The following is a 16,784-nucleotide window of genomic DNA, read 5'->3' as shown; positions in this document are numbered from 1 at the left end:
TTGAAGAGTCCCGTCGTTTTTAAATTTTAGTTCAAGGTTACGCTTCATTAACTGACGCCAAACGCTTGGACAATTTAAACTAAGCGACAATTAAAGTCTGAGCCCTATATTTAGTGGGGCTCAGGCATTTTAATTTGTATTTAACCTAATGGTGATTGTCATCGTGAATATGTTCTTCCTGATATTGCTCTTTTAGGATGGATAGTAGAAATGATGAGATAATATTTTGTGTTTGCAGAAATAGGAACCGGTTTATTGGGAATAATATAGAATATTGCAAATTTGCATTATTGATGTTGAATGGTAGTGGTACAGTGCCTGATTCAGCATTGTACCATAAAGAGAAAAATTAGTTCTTACCTGCTGCGTATTTTACCTTTATTTCCGATATGATTGCTATTGTTATTTGAGTGATATTATTATAGTGCTGACTTGCTGGCCTTGGCGGGTTACTGCTCCATAGCTATAATTAAAATATTCTTTAATTCCTATTTTATGATCGACAGCTATGAGTTTTTGCTTAAATATTTCATCCCAAAAATCAGTATCCGTCAAGCGTGGATCTGGGATATCAATTATTAATTTTCCTTTATTCTTTCCTTCTGTAGTAATAAAATTGAATAAACCTTCAGGATATTTTACGTAGACAAGATCAATCGGAAAATTGATTCCAGTAAAAGATGATATATTTAATTTTGGGGAGCCAGCTCTGAGATTGAATTTTGTTTTTACTTCATCTATGCCACTTCTTAACATTATACCATTGTTAGATAAATTTACGACTGAATCATCACATATGTTTATATTACAATAATTGAAATTTCCATCTCCTAAGTAGAGGTCGCTACTCTCAAGAGTGAATTGAGATGACCCATGCAGAGAAATATCACTTGCTAGGAAAATAAAAGCGGGGGAATCTGACAGTATCTTTTTTATTTGTTTTATTTCGAATTGGCTGTTTCCTGACATCGTTAGTTTAGGATATTTATTTTTGTCTAAGGTGATATAATCGATAAACATAAATACAGTTCCTGGATTTGTGATTTTTAAAATACCAGAATCTTTAAGATTAAGACTGGCATTTTCAGCACACCCCAAATAAGCAACTGTATGATCTCTATTCTCTGATGTATAGTCTACTTTTAATGTCCCTGTGGATATATTTAAGTTAAATATTTTACCATCGTCGGCCATATTTCCATGAAATACTGGCCAATAAATAGGTGTTTCATCAGAGTCATTTTGTAATGTTAATATTTCATCCTGAGCTTCCATGGTAAAATTAGTATTATCCTCTTTATCAAAGGAACTTGATGGTGGTAGTTTGATGGTTTGGGTTCCATCTCTTTTGGTGTATGTCTGAGATATATCAGGGCTCCAAGTAAAACCTTCGCTCATTTTAAACCTCTCATAGGAATGAATATTTTTTCATAATTGAACATAGTTAAAGTAAATATAGTTCAAAATAAGAGGGTTTCAAGGTGTTGAATGAGATTATTGTATATTTTACCATTTTTTATCTTATTGAAGATAAATTAAATCGGATTAAATAGGTTGATTTTGTTTATAGTCGATAAATTTTATTGTGATTTTGTTATTGTTTTATACTGGAATTAATTATTGTCATTTTTCCATATTGCTCTGTCTAATTAATGCTTGATGAATGAAAATTTATATTTAATTCATTGGAATCTTGTAGGGTAAATAATATCATTTTAATGATAACCATTTGAAATCAACATACGGTTTTTTTCATATTATATACCCAATGGATTTCAAGGTGGATCGCGACAGCAAGGGAGAGAATCCCCGGGAGCATAGAGAATTATGTGACCGAGGTGAGCGAGTGCAGCCAACAAAGAGGCAACTTGAAAGATGACGGGTATATACGATAATTGAATGATTCTTAAAGGATATATAAATATGAAGAAATTTATGTTAGGAGCATTACTTCTCGGGATTGCGTTTGTCGCAAACGCAGGCAGTGGGGCCGATAAGTCTATTGAAACTAACTGATCAAGAGTGTATTGCGAAGTGGTATATGTCTAGTGCTTCCCAGTCTTGTGATGTATTAATTTGGAAAATCGGAGAGACTACTTGCGCTATTACAGCACAATGTCGTATTGCTCATGGACCGGCTGTCGATAACGGTACTCGGTTTTTCCCGTATCCTAAGGTATCACAGCTCGTGAACTGCGATGGTTATTTACAGACTAGATGTTAGCTTTATTTTCATTAATTTTAGGTTACGGGTTGTCGCCTGATTAGGGTGTTAGGGGAAAATTGTAAATTCAAACTCAGTGCCGTAATCTCGGCAAATAGGGCTTGTGGATAAAAACTTTTCATAATTAGCTAGTTATGGCTATGGTAAAGCCATGCAATATGGATAAAGCCGAAATTTAGGATAAGGGAGAACACTAATAGAAAAAAATAAATGAAATTAAAATTTGCTAATGACCAATCAATGTGATTTAATAGCGTCACTGGTTTGGAAGTACAGACCTATTTATGAAAAGTATTAATGAAAAGTATTAAAATTAAAGCAGTTCACCATTTAGCGTTATCCTCGATACCACTTCATTGCGAATTTCTTCTAATTAGTACCCATAAGTAAAACTGAAAAACAGACCTCACAACGCCTTATGGCAACTTAAGAAAATTAAAGGAAAATTCTATGTCTAATGCAATGACTGGTGCAGTAAAGTGGTTTAACAATGATAAAGGTTTTGGCTTCATTTCTCCAAAAGATGGTAGCAAAGATGTTTTTGTTCATTATTCTGCAATTCAGAGTAATAATTTCAAAACATTGGAAGAAGGTCAGGAAGTTTCATTCTCTATTGAGAATGGCGCTAAAGGCCCATCTGCGGTAAATGTTATCGTATTATCTTGATTTAGCTTAACTGCTTAAATCTATTAGCGACTTTACGATAGCGATGAAGGTAATATCCTGAGTAGTTAAAGTTGTTAATATGTAAAAACCCGCTTAGTTGCGGGTTTTTTGCATGGTGGTATTAGTATTTTGCTTGACTCTTTGCTTGATTATTTTGCCTTGGCAGTTTAAAGGGAGCCAAATATTGAAGCTCCTATTAGAACTTATATTCCAGTAGTGGTTTGTATTTAAGCGATCAAACCCGCATCAAGGAAGGCGGCAGATTTTTAGGTTGTTGGGTTGTGTTAGGTGTCAGGCGTTGCTCAATATCATCAATAAAGCGTTCCAACCAAGCTTGTAGCTCGGCTACATCTACTTCGGCCAAGGGGCGTTGTGACCATAGAATGGTTTGTCCATCCAAATCCCCTTGAACATGAGCTGGCCAATGTTGCCCAAAAAGATTGTTGGCATGACTGATTTCAGACCCTAATTCGCAGAACAACTGTAGCCAGTTGTCGTGATAACAGCCAATCAATACTTGAAAACGTCCATCGACTTCCAAAGTGTAGATACCATCGTCGGTAGGGGATGCGGGCACTCCAAGTTTAGAGAATAGCGCTTCTATAAGCTGGTGATAGTCGTGTGTCATCGTGTTTTAGGCTCGAAGTTGGAAACGTAGAAATTTTGTCCCAGCCCAATTTCCTTGTTGTACATGGATTTGGACCAGAAATCTTGAGAGAACCAGTTGGAGAATGAGGTTTTATCCGGGAAGTTGAACTCGCCGAAGTTAGGATCGAAGAAGGTAACCCCCTTCTGGTCATCTACATAGGCAGCCACGGCGTGCCCGGCCATTTGTCCTTCAAAACTGATCTTTTTGTAGCCTGATCCCTTATCACCTGTATCCAGAATGGCGTTTAATAGCTCTTTTGTACCTTTGCTACCAGTTTCGCCGTTTGCATCAAGCTGGCTTCGTGGTTGGATACCGTTCTCGTGGAGCCAAGATTCGGTTATTTGGTTTTGCTCGGCATATGGATCCAGGCCATCCATCTGTAACTGCTTAATGGAAACCAGAGAGTCGATATGGAATTGGCCTTTCTGGCCGCCGACGTAAAGCTGATCGAAGACACTTTCCCCTTTGGCATGAGCGCTTATCCAATGAGCTGATATGGATTCACAAACCCCGCCGGCGGTGTCACTATGTTTCATGATTTGATCCAGAAAGGTGCCTTTGGTCTGGGCAAACTTGAAAGTGACTTCGCCACCGTGCTTACTTGCAGAATCTCGAACACTCCCTAACTTGGTGCTCACCGCAAAGTGGACAATTCTGTCCTTTATCATGCTGAACGAGAAGCGGCTCTCTTGATTCTTCTTGCCATCGGTGGTCAGTTGGCGATCGAGCATAGAGTGGCCCGGTAGATTGCGTTGAATCGCCGCTGAGAGGCGCTCTAATAATCCGGGTCTGGGGGAAGAGACTTTCAGGGATTTACCCGACAGTTCACCCTGTGGTTGATTAACGGCTGTGGTATCGAGCTGTTGAGTAGGAAATATTCTTTGGTGATTAATACCTGAGATGGGAGACAATGGTCACTCCTTAAGTGGTTTTTTGAGATATACGTTTGGAGATTAGGTAGAGCGAATCATAATGTTTTGTCGAAATAGAGAATATTAATAACGGCAGAAGAAATTTTCACTTTCCGTCGAAAACCGGTTATCTCTTTGAAGCGTGATGGCGTCGTCAACTTTGCCATTGGTTATTGATGGCTGACATCAGTGCTTCTAATTGGCTATCCAAACTGGCATCAATGATCCCGACTTCTGTTTCTAAAATACAGCCCCCTTGATCGAGACGCTCATCAGCAGTGATCTCTAAGTAGCCAATTTCAGGGAAATCTTTGTGTACCCGTGATATTTGTTCGCGAACTGTTGCGGCCTGTTCAGGATTAACGCGCAAGATAACCTGTTTTTGGTTACTGACTAATGACAGGGCCTCACGAACTACCTGTAAAGTGAGGGAAACCTGGTCATAATTCTTTAGGATTTTACGTACAGCCTGCAAGACTACATCGCTCATTTGTTGCTCGACCTGCCGATAATATTGTTGGCATTGCAACTGGGTTTGATGAATTAGGTTAGCTTGTTCTGCGCGGGCAGCATCAATGCCTGCTTGCCAACCTAACTCTTTTTGTTGCTCATACACTGCCTGCGCATCATGTTCAATTTCTTGTGCCTGGAGTCGGGCAGCCTCAAGCAGAGATTTGGCACTGAGGCAGGTCTGATAGTCTGCTTTACGCAGTATTTGGAGTTCAGGAGACAGTTGAAGATGCTCTGTTGTTATTTTAATAAATGGTAACATTCTGAGTTCACTTGCTTAGCCAATTTGAGACACAATGTTTGTGCCAATGGTCGTTCTGCCTGGCTGACAGGCCAGGCCGCGAGGTTTTCATGAGAGGGAAGCCGCAGGCTCAGGCGCTTAGCGAAATCAATAGGAGGAGACTCCATCGCCGTTAGCCAGAACTGTAAGGCACTGGTACGAAAATAGTTTGTATTGATTTCTGGTGGTAATGAGCGCTGCCAGCCAGTCGGCCAGTTGCCGATAATGATGTCGAGATACTTTAAGCAGAAGCGATGTCCCTCTTTTCCTAGTGAGTCATGTAAGTGGCGAAGTTCTGTCGCCATCAGACAATGGCGAATAGCTTGCCCATGAAGTAAAGCTCCTAGCCAGGTAAGCAGTTGTTCTAAGCACGATTGCTCTAACAGGGCGATGTTTCCCAATCCAGTTGGTAATTCATAATCCACATTTAGATCAAATTGGGTTAGCAGTAGTCCATTAAGCCTGGGAGAGTTTCGCCACTCAGGTAGGGAAGATAAGACGGTAAGCCATTCTGGTGATAGATGATCAGAATGAATATAGCTGGCAGGGCAAAACCGAAACTGATAGGGCGTTAATGCTGTTGCCATTATTGTATCCTGCTGCGGTGCCACAGGAATTGTGCTAGGTTGCTGATAAATAACAGGGCTAATAATAGCACCAACAGCCCAATCAACCGTCCCTGTGACTCTTCAGTCACTTGGATAGAGAACAGAGTGGAGTAGCGTGGTGCCAACGGTACCTGACGCACGCCTGCGGCGGGCACTAATACGACACTGATCCGATCATAACTCAATCCTTCAATGCTGTTATTAACCAGCTGCTTGATTTGAGGGATGTAAGTGTCGAGTTGCACGTCCGCTGCGTGTTTAATAAACACCGAGGAAGAGGCTGGCGATAGCTTTTTGCCCAGTCGGTCTTGCTCCTCGGGTAAAACAACGTGTACCCGGGCGACGAGCACGCCATCGATCTCGGAAAGTGTTCGGGCAATCTCCTGTGCTTTAGCAAAGTTGAGCCGTGCCCGCTCCTCTATTGGTGAGGAGATAAGGCCGTCCTTGGGGAAGACATCTTGTAACGAAGAGAAGTTCTCCCGTGGATATCCTTTACGTTTGAGTACTTCAACAGCTTGTGCCACATCAGACTCTTCGACTAACAGCTTGATATTGCCATCTTTGTCTGGTTGCTTATCAGAGGAAATGCCCGCTTCCTTGAGTAAGGCTAACATTTCGTTGCCTTCTTTTTGGCTCACATCGGTATAGAGTTCGATTTTACAGCCAGTTAGCATCAGGACAGCGAGCATAACGCAGATTATATAGTGTTTCTTCACAGCTCCTCACTGGGCTTTCATTAGGGTTTCAATGTTTTGATTGAGTCGTCCTACCGTTTTGGCAATCAGCTCTTCTTGCAGGGTGATTCGCATCAGAGACCACTGCATTTGCATCAGGCTGTTAGGGTCACTACCAGGGACCGCTAACTGTGTTTCCAGCTCCTGTTTCGCCTGAGTGAATTGTTGTTTGAGCTGACCCAATTCATTGATCAGATTGCTTTCAATTCCCTGATCTTGATTGGACATAGCGTGTTCAAAACTCGCAATATTTTCGGCACTGGCCTGATGTGTATTCAGTTCATCCAGGCTGGTGATCAGTGTCTCACTTATCTGTGGTAGATCCATGGTTCCTCCGAATTTGAGGTGTGTGCAGTTTATTTAGGTTGTCTATCCTTGTTTCATGCTGTTGTGGCTGATCCATTATTCTTCCAGATCAGGTTTGTGTGAGTTTCGTATCAGGTTATCCACCATACCGTTACGGGGGATCAGCGTTTTTAACTCTTGTCGGATAAGGTCACTCAGGTACTCATTGCCAGGAATAGTTTCAATCTTGCCGAGTACCTTGAGGAAAACCGTCTCCTGTTGTCGACCCATGGGGGCGAATTCACGAACAATTTTTCTAAGTTCCGGTAGATCCAGTGGTGGTTTGATGTTGCCTGTCAAGCAACCAAACTGCGACCATAGGCGCTCTTGTACCGGAGCGATCAGCTTGTCTTCTAACTGAGCACGTTGAGCGGGCTGTTTATCAGGCGATGAAGCTTGATACCACTGCCATATCACTTTGCGTTGTGTCGCTGGATCGAAGTCGCCTAAAACGTTTTCCAGCGGTTCTCCTTGAAGCCAGCGTTGTTGGCGCTCTTTCAATATTTGCTGATTGGGCGTGGTTTCCAGTGCTTGCTCAAAGCTGTGCTGGTGCTTGGAACTGACCGAAGGCTGTACCGTTGGTTGCGACACGGTGTTATAGGATGGCCCTTCAATCCTATTCATGAGCCAGTTGTTCCCGCATGCCGTCAACGAAGGAGAGCAATTGTGGATCGCTACTGCCAGCCATTCGCGTCAGTCTCTGCTCCAGAGCTGATGCCAGCCCCAGACGCCACTCACACAACGCTAACCAAGGTTCTAAACTTGGCCAAGGAAGGTCCCGACCAAAATCCAGAGCCTGTTGATATTTGCCTTGGTTCGTTAGAGAAGAGAGCCGAATCAGGTTTGCTGCTTCTTGCTCTTCTTCGCCTGACATCAGCCAGTCGGCAATAATATTGGCTTCGTCATGGCAGTGATGGCCGCTTCCAACCAGAGCAATATCTGCCAGTAGCCCTTTGAGTGAACGTGTCATGATTAGATCTTCTGTAATATTCCCTGCATCAGGTCTTTCATGGACCGGGTGACAGTAGAGTTAATGTTGTAGATGACCGACCATTTGTTAATCTTGTGTTGTAAATCAGCTAGCAGAGCGGGGTTGTCGGCACCCTTGTTGAGTTCGGCGATTGCTTCATCAACATCTTTGTTGGCTGTGTTAGCTTGTGTCTTCAACTGGTCAGCAACCTTATCGAGGGTATTGACTGTTGTTGCGGAACTAAAAATTTGGGCCATGATGGTCTCCTTCTGTTGTGTTAAGTATTGTGATTGCAGCTTGGATGGCATCAGCCTCCAGTTGCCATTGTTGGTATTCTTGCACCGAACCGCCACATCTCAGGCGTTGTTGGATATCGTTCAGCGCCTGAGAAAGGCGATGTTGTATTTCGTTGACATAAGTGGGATCAGCACCAAACAGTCGTGCTTCCAGGGATGTCATCATGAAGCTGGGCTCCTGTTAAGTTTGACGATAAATTGTTGCTTACCCTTGGTAATAACAATCGCATCTTGACGGATGGCCTCGATTATTAAACCGTTTTCTGTGGTTGCTCCAACCGGGTAACGCAGGTTGTTTTTGAGTACCACATAGGGCACACGCCCGAGAGAAACGGCCCGGACGTCGAAATTGAGCTCATCATTGCGGGTGAGCTGCTTATTATTCAGTAATACCAGAGCCGGCTGGTTGCCGAACTCTTGCTTAAATACCTGCTGTAAGCGGTAGAAGTTATGCGTTTGGTGTTCATCCAGTTGACCCGTGAACTCGATACGATCGTTTTTATCCTTGTAGGTCAGCGTGTCAGGTAAATCATGTTTAACTAATAACATATCCAGTCGCTTGATATGGCTACCCGTGAACTTCGTCTTGTTTTCTATGCCCAGTAAGCCTGGAACATCACGTTTGAGTAGTGACTCGATATCGTTCCATTGCTGGCTGGTATCAGTGACTTCGCCTATAAGGCGAATCCAACCGGGTTGTTTACCATCGCTACTTTGGAGCTGGGCATAACCTAATTTTTGTAAAATGAAATCTACCCCCTGACGTAACTCTTCCATAGTACGTAACTCCAGCCGATAACTGAGAGAGTGGGTATCGAGATACTGTTGCAGGGCCAGCCGTTGGTGGTTGAGAGCGACATAACCTTTGAGCAACGGCGGCCCGTGATTGGGCATCATTTGTACGCTCACCTGGCGATAGGCTGAATCACTGCTGAGAAAACGGCGTAGTTCTTGCTCGGCTATGCCATTGGACATGTGGTTTCTTTGCCATCCTTCATGTCCAAGTAGCGCCAGAAGACCAAGAGCTAGCACCAGACAAAGTATCAACATCCCGCCAGCTACCCAGCTACGATTTTGGCGGGCAGGGCGCTGATATGGCGTGACCGTCGGTTCAGCGAGTTGGTTTGGGAATGCATGTTGCTGGTCACAAAAAGCCCACAATAACGGCCCCGCCTCCTGACGGGCCAGCGCTTGCAATGTCGCACCCGGTGACAGCGGTTCGCCATTCTGGCTTGGTGCGACTTCCCCGGCCCATTCCAACAGGCGAATTGAGTCTGGTTCGACTTCTAAGATCAGGTGCACAGGAGCAACATCTTCATCCACCAGAACGATATCTGCCTGTAGGGGGTCTGAGCCGATGGCTAAACGCCCCTCAGCTAAATTGACCTCAATACTTTTATTCAGTCCGCGGTAAAAGCGAATTTTCCAACTCATCTATTCGCCTTATTTTGTACACGAACACACCAGGTTTCCTTCAGTGAACATTGCTGTTCAATGACTCGCCATCCGTAAGTGTTACCCATTCGGCATGAGTCTAAAAATGAGCTTTTACCTGCTTGTCGTAGTGTTTCTTGTATTTGACGAGCTGAGGATAATGGTTGGCATTGTGCACTCCCTAGAACTTTGCCCAACGATAAGCTCTGATTAGAGATATCCTGTGTTGCCAGTAATCCAGGGCGTAGATCTTGTCCGTTACCAAGAGCCAGATAATGGGCTATCCCACTATCAATCAGACGTGGCTCAATAATGAATAACCGTACTGATCGCCGAACTTGCTCACTGGTATTGCGAAACAAGACACCCAGATAGGGGATATCGCCTAAAAATGGCACCTTGCGTGTTATTTGACTCATTTCGTCGCGGTAGATGCCACCAATCAGCAGACTTTGCCCATGTCCAACTCTGGCAACGGTATCGACGACGGTTCGGCTGATGGTCGGGATGCCATCCTGTCCTGAGCTATTAGGTTTCTGGTTACCATCCTCAATATGCAAGTCTAAACTGATTTCAGGAGAATCGCCTACTTGGATGACTCTGGGGATCATGCGTAGCATAGTGCCATAGGTCAGGCTTTTAAGTTCGGCAACCCGTTCACCATTCACTTTCACGTAGTAGGTTTCATTGTTGTCAATGACGGCTTGCGTATTCTCCTGCGTTAAAAGCGTTGGGCGAGAAATCACCTGAGCGCTTCCTTTACTTTCTAGCAAGGTTATTTTGGCGAGCAGGTAATCCAGACCACGGCGATCAACCAGGCTACCTAATGCGGCTGAACCGATGCTTTCACCTTTTTCTTTGATCTCTGTTTTTTCCCTGGCAGACGTTGTGATATCAATGATATGGCGAGGCCCGGTGTTGATGCCGACTTGCCAGTCAACTCCCAGTTCTGAAAGGTTGTTTGCGTCAATGTCGACGATGGAAAGGGCAACTTCAATTCGGGCGGAGGGTTTATCCAGTGCGTTGATCAAATGGGCGTACATGGACATCCTTTCCGGGTTATCCCGTACAATGATGGCATTTAGGGAGGGTTCTGCTTGTACGACTGCACGGCTTGAGTAGCTTTCTCCCATAGAAGAAGATGATGCTTTACCAGTAACAGCGGTTACATTGGTATCACCGAGCAGGCGGGAGAGAATGGTGGCTATGCCCGGCGCTTCAATACTGGTATCACGATACTGGATCTTGCGATCGACCACTGAGGCGTATTTGAGCGGGAAAATTTCCACTGTCAAGGCACCCGTTTTTTCGCTACGCAGCAATGACTGCTGTTCCAGTGCGGATGTAGTCTGATCAACCAGTTCAAGATAACGAGGAGGGCCTGATACGTAAACCAGTTGGTTGCTTGGATCAGGACGCCAGCCAAAGCGTGACTCCCAAATACCGGAACGTTTTAGGGCTTGCTGTAACTCCGTTGCGTTGGTTCGTTCAAGTTTAAGCAGGCGCGATTGTATTTCATTGTTTTTGAATACATACAGCACACTCCCGTCGTAGTACCAGACCAGATTATAGAGAGAGGATAAATGTTGCAGGAATTCCTGAGGAGTGTCCTGCTCGAAATGGCCGTTAACTTGATCGGTTACCTTGTCGCTGACAACCACTGATGCTTCATAGTTGGCACCGAAATTAACCAGTACATCCCGCAAGCTTTCTCCTTTTGCCAGATAGCTATAAGGCGCAGGAAACCAATCCAGATCTTGGCTATAAGCAGAGGGAAGCATCACACCGCTGATACTCAACGACAATAGTAGGGAACGGCATAGCCTTTGGAATGGTTTCATGGTTGCCATATTGCCTGTTTCCATTGAGGGGCAGATTGGGTTTCCGACAATAAAGCCATGACTTGTTCCAGTAGATCGACGTGCAGAGTTAGCATTTGTTCCAGTATTTGAACATCCAAACTATCAAGGTCAAGGCGTGCTTCCAAAATAAGATTCTCTGATTCATCTAAGGTCAATGCATGGGGAGCATGGCGTCCCCAGCGTGTAACTTGTTGCAATAGTGTTTTCAATAATTCAGCGCCTGATGGATCTTTTGGATTATGGCGCCAGCTTAGCGGGCTGGATAACACAAGTTCAGTTCCCTGTTGGCGAAAAAACAGGTTGTAGTTATCAATGTGCAAATGGTAATGCCCTTGTCTATCGGAAACAAAAGGCTTCTGGCCTAAGCGATTGGCCAAATGATTGAGTAGAGTTTGCATGTTTCCTCTAATAATTAGGTCGTCGATTGCCAGTAAAAATTGTCCTGTGGCAGGCACAGAAAACGGGCGCAAAGCCATTTTTGCAAGTGAATAGCCGCCTCGATGTTATGCTCTAAAGTAGTCAACCATGCCCAACAGGATGACAGTGCTTCGGGAACCGGCATAAAAGCGGTTAGGTTGCCGCCAGTCTGGAGTGCATCTAGCCCGGTAAACCAGTTGGGCCATGCTTCGCGAGCTTGGGTTTCCGTTGTCAACAGCCGCTTTTCTAATAGTTGCTTGCGTTGCTTAAGCGCTGCTTGCAAAGATATAACCTCTTGATGTTGTTGTTCCCGGCATTGAGACGAGACGCTTTCGGCTTGCTGCCAAAAATGCGCTTTGGCATGCAGTTGCCGTTCTTGGATCTGTAACTGATCAAATTCAGTGAACCAGCAGTCTATCTCTGGCTCCAACAAACGGAGCCACCAGTCAAATAGCGGCTGTAATACCCAGTGCTGTAAAAGATGTCTGTCAGCTAGGTTTATGCGGTCACCCAGTACCTTATTCCAGTCACATTCCGGTTCTGCCACCGCTCTAATAAGCTGTTGTAGGTCATCACGCCGCAAAGCTTGCCCGCAGTTTAACCGTCTACGAAACCAGACGGATTTCATCAAGCTTTCCAGTTGGTGTCTGGGTAACAAGCGTTGTAATAAAATAAACTGTTGGCTATTGATAATGTCTCTATTCTGATACTGAATAGCCGATGATTTTCCGAGTAATTGATCCCGGCGTGGAATTCCCGACTGCGTGACAGAGATCTTGCGGCCGAGAAACATGCTGGTTCGAGTCTGATTATGGTGTTGCTGGCTCATGCTATGCTCATCTTGCTGCTAGTCACTCTTGTCGATTAAATTAGGGATGGCCCTATTTTATCTGTCAGGCCAACGGTTAACTTGTAAAAAACGTCAGATTATTTTAGCCAATCGTTACTCTTTGCCATATCTGGCTCGACTGGGCGTGCAATTAAAGCGTCTCCGATAGCTTTGAGTAAAGTAGGATTGGCTGGAAAATCCTGCTTCCATCGAGATATCAACAATACTCATCTCGCTATTGAGTAGTAGCTGATGCGCATAAAGAATACGGCGTTCACTGATCCAAGCGCGTGGTGATATTCCATATACCGAACGGAACAGCTCCTTGAAGGTGGTTAATCCCATACCAAATTCTTTAGCGAATTCACTGAGTTTCCACTCCTTAAGGTAGTGATTTTCCATAAAACTCTGTAAACGTTCCACTTGGCGATTGCTCAATTGTCGTAATACTGACATGAGCAAAGTACCTTGTTCTCCAAATGCTAATAACAATAACAACTCTTCTGTTCTGAGTTGACCCAACGCTGTGGGGTAATCATGAGCCAATAGATCGACCAGCCCATTTATACTTTGAGATAACAGAGGGGATGAGGTAAATGCAATTAATTCGGGTGTTGACATGTTGTGCCGCTCGACTTCACTGAGCAGAGTACCAAAGCGTTGCAGAAACCCGTGGAGGAAAGCCGTACTCAGAGGCAACCAGAGTAGTTTGCAAGTATCGCTACGCGTTTTTGCTGCATAACTGCCACGGCGAACAAAAAGCAGCTCGTTGTGGGAGATATCGTAGGTATTGGTACTGTCCTGCCATGTCATTTCACCTTCGAGCAGGATATATATCCCTTCTTGAGGGTGCTCTATAACGTTAAAGGCAGGCATGCTACGCTGGAGTAGCGAGATATCCATTCCCTTCCCTGATGTTGTGATGCCATTCATTCTATTGTCCTGGATCTGTTGGTGTTATGTCTTAAAAATACAAATCACATTATTATTAATAGATATTTTTTTGGTCTCGCTGCCTGGAATAGACAGTGAAGAATAATTTTACGTATTTAACCTGATGGTTAACTATAGCATCTTTTAATTAAAATGATTTTTGCTAGTGGGCCTATAATGTTCTTTGGTCCGAATACTGTATTATTCTCACGTTTTATAAACGTTTTATAAACGAAGAGTGAAAAGAGATCAGTTTTTTGCACGATAACGGTTGCCTATAAATTTTGCACCCTTACTGCCTATCCCAATAGGGCTATTTTATTTGCCCTTCTTTGCCATAAAGAGCGAACCTGGGCAGTGCTCAAAATCCTCACGTACTACGTGTACGCTCCGGTTTTTCCGCGCTGTCCGTGTTCACTGTTCATTGATAAGAATGGCCTGCAACAATTACGCCTATTGAGATAGGCTCTTAGTTATAAAATAGTTATAAAATAGTTATAAAATAGTTATAAAATAGTTATAAAATAGTTATAAAAGCTATAAACCGAGTCTTTTGTCTTGACTGATATTGATAGTTATCTCCTTTTATTCAGGCAATCTATTAGTGATTCATAATACGTTAGTAATTGTAATGAATGATAGCTAGAGTAATATTAACGAATTAACTGGTGTAGAAGTCAGCGCAAAGTGAAATCCAAATAGCTACGTGTAATATAAATCACTTAATAATAAATTCAATCTAGTTTCAGCTATTTGATCAATCGATAAAAACATAAAATCTACCCAACTGAATTGGATTGTTTATTATAATATTGTTTAAGCAATGTTAGGTTATTAGCAGTAATTTTTATTTATATTAAATTTGTTGTTATTATGTGATTAAATCGTAAAGCTTAAGAAACAAATATAAATTGTATTTCATTTGCAATTGAGCATTGGCAAAGAATGTTAAATGCCAATGCTCAGTTCATATATGCAGTTTGACTGTCAAAAAGTGCTGTTTGAGGACAGATTACGGCTCCGGCGGGCGATCTTGCCACTGTTCTAGCCAGCGCAAAACTTCTGCGGTAGCTTGGATAAGATCAGCAGGAATATATTGGTCTATCAGGCCATCTTGATAAAGTGCTCGGGCCAGAGGAATACGCTGTAACACCGGAATACCTTCCTCTTCGGCAATACGCCGAACTTGTAGGGCCTGCGCATTGGTGAACTTGAGTGTAATAAGGGGTAACGGTGTCTCTCCTTTCTTATAACGGATACCTACTGCAATGTGAGTTGGGTTGGCGACGATAACTGATGAATTCTTGACGCTAGCGCGCATATTGCTTGATTGTAATTCTTGGTGAAATTGGCGTCGTTTGCTTTTGATCTCTGGGCTACCTTCACTCTCTTTATACTCTCGTTTGATTTCGTCTTTGCTCATTCTAAGCTGTTTAATATGTTGGTAGTGTTCAAAGGCATAATCGGCAATAGAAATCACGATAAGCCCGATACCGCATACGGTCATTAGCTGAGTTAACATTATTCCGAGTACAGGAATAATGCATTTTTCCCCACACTCTGGCAGGCGCAGTAATGCTTGTAGATTGCCTGCCAGAGTCACCCAGACCAAGGTACAGAGCAGCCCTACTTTAAGTATCGATTTGATGAATTCCACCAGACTCTTGATGGAGAAGATTCTCTTAGCACCTTCAACAGGGTTGATCTTTTTAATATCAGGTTTGATGGAGTGTCCACTAAGTAGAAAACCGTATTGAGCGAAGTGTGATACCAGCGATAGCAAAGCGGAAACGCTTAGAATTGGCAGGCAGAGGTAGACCAGCTCTTGCATCAAGTTTTCAACCACATGGTTGAAGGCTTGGGGAAAGGGTTTCTCTAGCAGATTAGCCGGGATCAGCATCAGTTTACTCAGATGCTCCAAATAGTATTCAGACATGACCATCATCATGCCGACCAGCCCCAGGATCAAGGAACTGGATACCACTTCGTTACTTTTGGTTACTTGGCCTTTCTTCCGAGCATCTCTGAGTTTCTTTGGGGTAGGTTTTTCAGTTTTTTCTCCGCTCATGATGCCTCCAGGATAGGGATTAACATGCGTACTGGAGAGAGAATTAACAGCACCTTATCATAGGCATGATGCATCAATAACTGGATATAGATAACCAGTAACAGACTGGCAATTGCGCTTTTGATCGGCATTGCTAATACGAAAACGTTGAGAGAAGGAGCGAAACGGCTAATCAGTGCCAGCCCGAATTCTGCCAGAAACATGGCGATTAGCAAAGGCGCTGCCATTAAAGCGCAGAGTTGTAGTAGATAGCTAAACTGACCATAGAAAAAGTGGAGCCACTGGTTGGTAATTTTGGGGAAAAACTGCGTTACCGGCCAACTGTTATAACTCTGAAATAGGGCACCAAGCAGGCTAAGAAAAGCGCCGCCGGAAAAAAAGAGTGTGATCAGCGTTTGAGTCAATAATAGACCTGTTGGGGAGGTCTGGCTTCCCAAGGCAGGGTTGATCACTGAAGCCATTGTTGCTCCCCGTTGGTTATCTATAATAAAACCGGTGGCTTCCATCGCCCAAAATGGAATAGAAGCGATAAAGCCAATGAGCAAACCAAGCAGGACTTCTTTACCGAGCAACAGCGTCAATTCTAGGCTACCTAATGTCGGCAACTGACTACCTGCTACTGTTGGATAAGCATAAAGGGCCAGTGAGCAGGCCACGCTGTTGCGGATTAACCCACCACCTAGCATCTGTTTGCTGAGCACAGGAAATATCACAAAGCAACTCATGATGCGTGGTAACAACAGGGTATAAGCAAGCATTTGCTGCTGGAGCTCTGGTAGGGTCATTTGATCTGTGGCACCTTAAGAAAGGTCATATTGGCGAAGCTGTAGAGTTCATTGCCAAGCCAGGTAGCTGTAGCGAACAGGGTGATAATGACTGCAATTAATTTGATAACAAAACCCAATGTTTGTTCTTGTATTTGGGTAAGTGCTTGGATCAACGAGACCAATGTTCCTACTGCCGCAGCCATGAGTACCGGTGGCAGGGAAAGGATTAACACTAACCAGAGAGATTGGCTAGTGAAATGTAAAATATCAGCATTACTCAT

Annotated in this window: 20 protein-coding genes; 1 reads left to right on the top strand and 19 read right to left on the bottom strand. The window is 43.7% G+C overall.

The genetic code is table 11. The features are described 5' to 3' along the window. Window positions 1-402 precede the first annotated feature (402 nt). Window positions 403-1,398 (bottom strand): hypothetical protein, encoded by a 996-nt coding sequence (locus SLS51_RS01395; RefSeq protein WP_323834812.1) that lies wholly within the window; start codon window positions 1,396-1,398, stop codon window positions 403-405. 1,276 nt (window positions 1,399-2,674) lie between these two features. On the opposite strand from SLS51_RS01395, the gene cspE reads away from it, so the two are divergent. Further along, a complete protein-coding gene (gene cspE, locus SLS51_RS01390) occupies window positions 2,675-2,890 on the top strand; it encodes a transcription antiterminator/RNA stability regulator CspE (protein ID WP_323834810.1) in 216 nt (71 codons plus the stop codon). Window positions 2,891-3,125: 235 nt separating this feature from the next. Here cspE and SLS51_RS01385 read toward each other — a convergent pair whose 3' ends face one another. From SLS51_RS01385 to sctS, 18 genes are all read right to left on the bottom strand, one after another. After that, on the bottom strand, window positions 3,126-3,518 hold the full coding sequence (locus SLS51_RS01385) for a CesT family type III secretion system chaperone (protein ID WP_323834807.1): 393 nt from the start codon (window positions 3,516-3,518) through the stop codon (window positions 3,126-3,128). Beyond that, the gene (locus SLS51_RS01380) at window positions 3,515-4,450 is read right to left on the bottom strand and encodes a YopT-type cysteine protease domain-containing protein (RefSeq protein WP_323834805.1); all 936 of its coding nucleotides are present in this window, start codon (window positions 4,448-4,450) and stop codon (window positions 3,515-3,517) included. Before SLS51_RS01380 ends, SLS51_RS01385 begins: the two co-directional genes overlap by 4 nt. A gap of 154 nt (window positions 4,451-4,604) precedes the next feature. Next, a complete protein-coding gene (locus SLS51_RS01375; RefSeq protein ID WP_323834803.1) occupies window positions 4,605-5,222 on the bottom strand; it encodes an HrpE/YscL family type III secretion apparatus protein in 618 nt (205 codons plus the stop codon). Continuing rightward, window positions 5,201-5,827, bottom strand: a complete 627-nt coding sequence (locus SLS51_RS01370) for a Yop proteins translocation protein K (protein WP_323834801.1) — start codon at window positions 5,825-5,827, stop codon at window positions 5,201-5,203. The genes SLS51_RS01375 and SLS51_RS01370 overlap by 22 nt, the downstream gene beginning before the upstream one ends. Further along, window positions 5,827-6,564, bottom strand: a complete 738-nt coding sequence (gene sctJ, locus SLS51_RS01365; protein WP_369293929.1) for a type III secretion system inner membrane ring lipoprotein SctJ — start codon at window positions 6,562-6,564, stop codon at window positions 5,827-5,829. The genes SLS51_RS01370 and sctJ overlap by 1 nt, the downstream gene beginning before the upstream one ends. Before the next feature lie 6 nt (window positions 6,565-6,570). Then, window positions 6,571-6,909 (bottom strand): type III secretion system inner rod subunit SctI, encoded by a 339-nt coding sequence (sctI, locus tag SLS51_RS01360; protein WP_323834799.1) that lies wholly within the window; start codon window positions 6,907-6,909, stop codon window positions 6,571-6,573. 75 nt (window positions 6,910-6,984) lie between these two features. After that, entirely contained in the window at window positions 6,985-7,551 is a 567-nt protein-coding gene (locus SLS51_RS01355; RefSeq protein ID WP_323834798.1) for a YopR family T3SS polymerization control protein, read from the bottom strand. Further along, a complete protein-coding gene (locus SLS51_RS01350; protein WP_323834796.1) occupies window positions 7,544-7,897 on the bottom strand; it encodes a YscG family type III secretion system chaperone in 354 nt (117 codons plus the stop codon). The genes SLS51_RS01355 and SLS51_RS01350 overlap by 8 nt, the downstream gene beginning before the upstream one ends. A 2-nt stretch (window positions 7,898-7,899) precedes the next feature. Continuing rightward, the gene (gene sctF / locus SLS51_RS01345) at window positions 7,900-8,154 is read right to left on the bottom strand and encodes a type III secretion system needle filament subunit SctF (protein WP_323834794.1); all 255 of its coding nucleotides are present in this window, start codon (window positions 8,152-8,154) and stop codon (window positions 7,900-7,902) included. Further along, window positions 8,138-8,359 carry an EscE/YscE/SsaE family type III secretion system needle protein co-chaperone gene (locus SLS51_RS01340; RefSeq protein ID WP_323834792.1) on the bottom strand — a complete coding sequence of 74 codons (222 nt, stop codon included), beginning with the start codon at window positions 8,357-8,359 and terminating at the stop codon, window positions 8,138-8,140. The genes sctF and SLS51_RS01340 overlap by 17 nt, the downstream gene beginning before the upstream one ends. Continuing rightward, window positions 8,356-9,627: a type III secretion system inner membrane ring subunit SctD gene (gene sctD / locus SLS51_RS01335; RefSeq protein ID WP_323834790.1), complete on the bottom strand. Its 1,272-nt coding sequence runs from the start codon at window positions 9,625-9,627 to the stop codon at window positions 8,356-8,358. The genes SLS51_RS01340 and sctD overlap by 4 nt, the downstream gene beginning before the upstream one ends. After that, window positions 9,624-11,477, bottom strand: a complete 1,854-nt coding sequence (gene sctC, locus SLS51_RS01330; protein WP_323834788.1) for a type III secretion system outer membrane ring subunit SctC — start codon at window positions 11,475-11,477, stop codon at window positions 9,624-9,626. The genes sctD and sctC overlap by 4 nt, the downstream gene beginning before the upstream one ends. Beyond that, on the bottom strand, window positions 11,465-11,887 hold the full coding sequence (locus SLS51_RS01325; protein WP_323834787.1) for a YscB family type III secretion system chaperone: 423 nt from the start codon (window positions 11,885-11,887) through the stop codon (window positions 11,465-11,467). Before SLS51_RS01325 ends, sctC begins: the two co-directional genes overlap by 13 nt. A gap of 14 nt (window positions 11,888-11,901) precedes the next feature. Next, window positions 11,902-12,735 carry a T3SS regulon anti-activator ExsD domain-containing protein gene (locus tag SLS51_RS01320; RefSeq protein WP_323834784.1) on the bottom strand — a complete coding sequence of 278 codons (834 nt, stop codon included), beginning with the start codon at window positions 12,733-12,735 and terminating at the stop codon, window positions 11,902-11,904. Window positions 12,736-12,849: 114 nt separating this feature from the next. Next, the gene (locus SLS51_RS01315) at window positions 12,850-13,668 is read right to left on the bottom strand and encodes a helix-turn-helix transcriptional regulator (protein WP_369293928.1); all 819 of its coding nucleotides are present in this window, start codon (window positions 13,666-13,668) and stop codon (window positions 12,850-12,852) included. Between the two features lie 1,012 nt (window positions 13,669-14,680). Further along, window positions 14,681-15,736, bottom strand: a complete 1,056-nt coding sequence (gene sctU, locus SLS51_RS01310) for a type III secretion system export apparatus subunit SctU (protein WP_323834782.1) — start codon at window positions 15,734-15,736, stop codon at window positions 14,681-14,683. Next, window positions 15,733-16,521 (bottom strand): type III secretion system export apparatus subunit SctT, encoded by a 789-nt coding sequence (gene sctT / locus SLS51_RS01305; RefSeq protein WP_323834780.1) that lies wholly within the window; start codon window positions 16,519-16,521, stop codon window positions 15,733-15,735. Before sctT ends, sctU begins: the two co-directional genes overlap by 4 nt. Continuing rightward, complete coding sequence (sctS, locus tag SLS51_RS01300) at window positions 16,518-16,784, bottom strand: type III secretion system export apparatus subunit SctS (RefSeq protein ID WP_011147913.1); 267 nt, start codon at window positions 16,782-16,784, stop codon at window positions 16,518-16,520. The genes sctT and sctS overlap by 4 nt, the downstream gene beginning before the upstream one ends.

Origin of the sequence: Photorhabdus africana (genome assembly GCF_035181445.1) — a bacterium.
Taxonomy (GTDB): Bacteria; Pseudomonadota; Gammaproteobacteria; order Enterobacterales; family Enterobacteriaceae; genus Photorhabdus; species Photorhabdus laumondii.
Note: the sequence above shows the minus strand (reverse complement) of the source record. Positions and strands in the feature narration are given on the sequence as shown.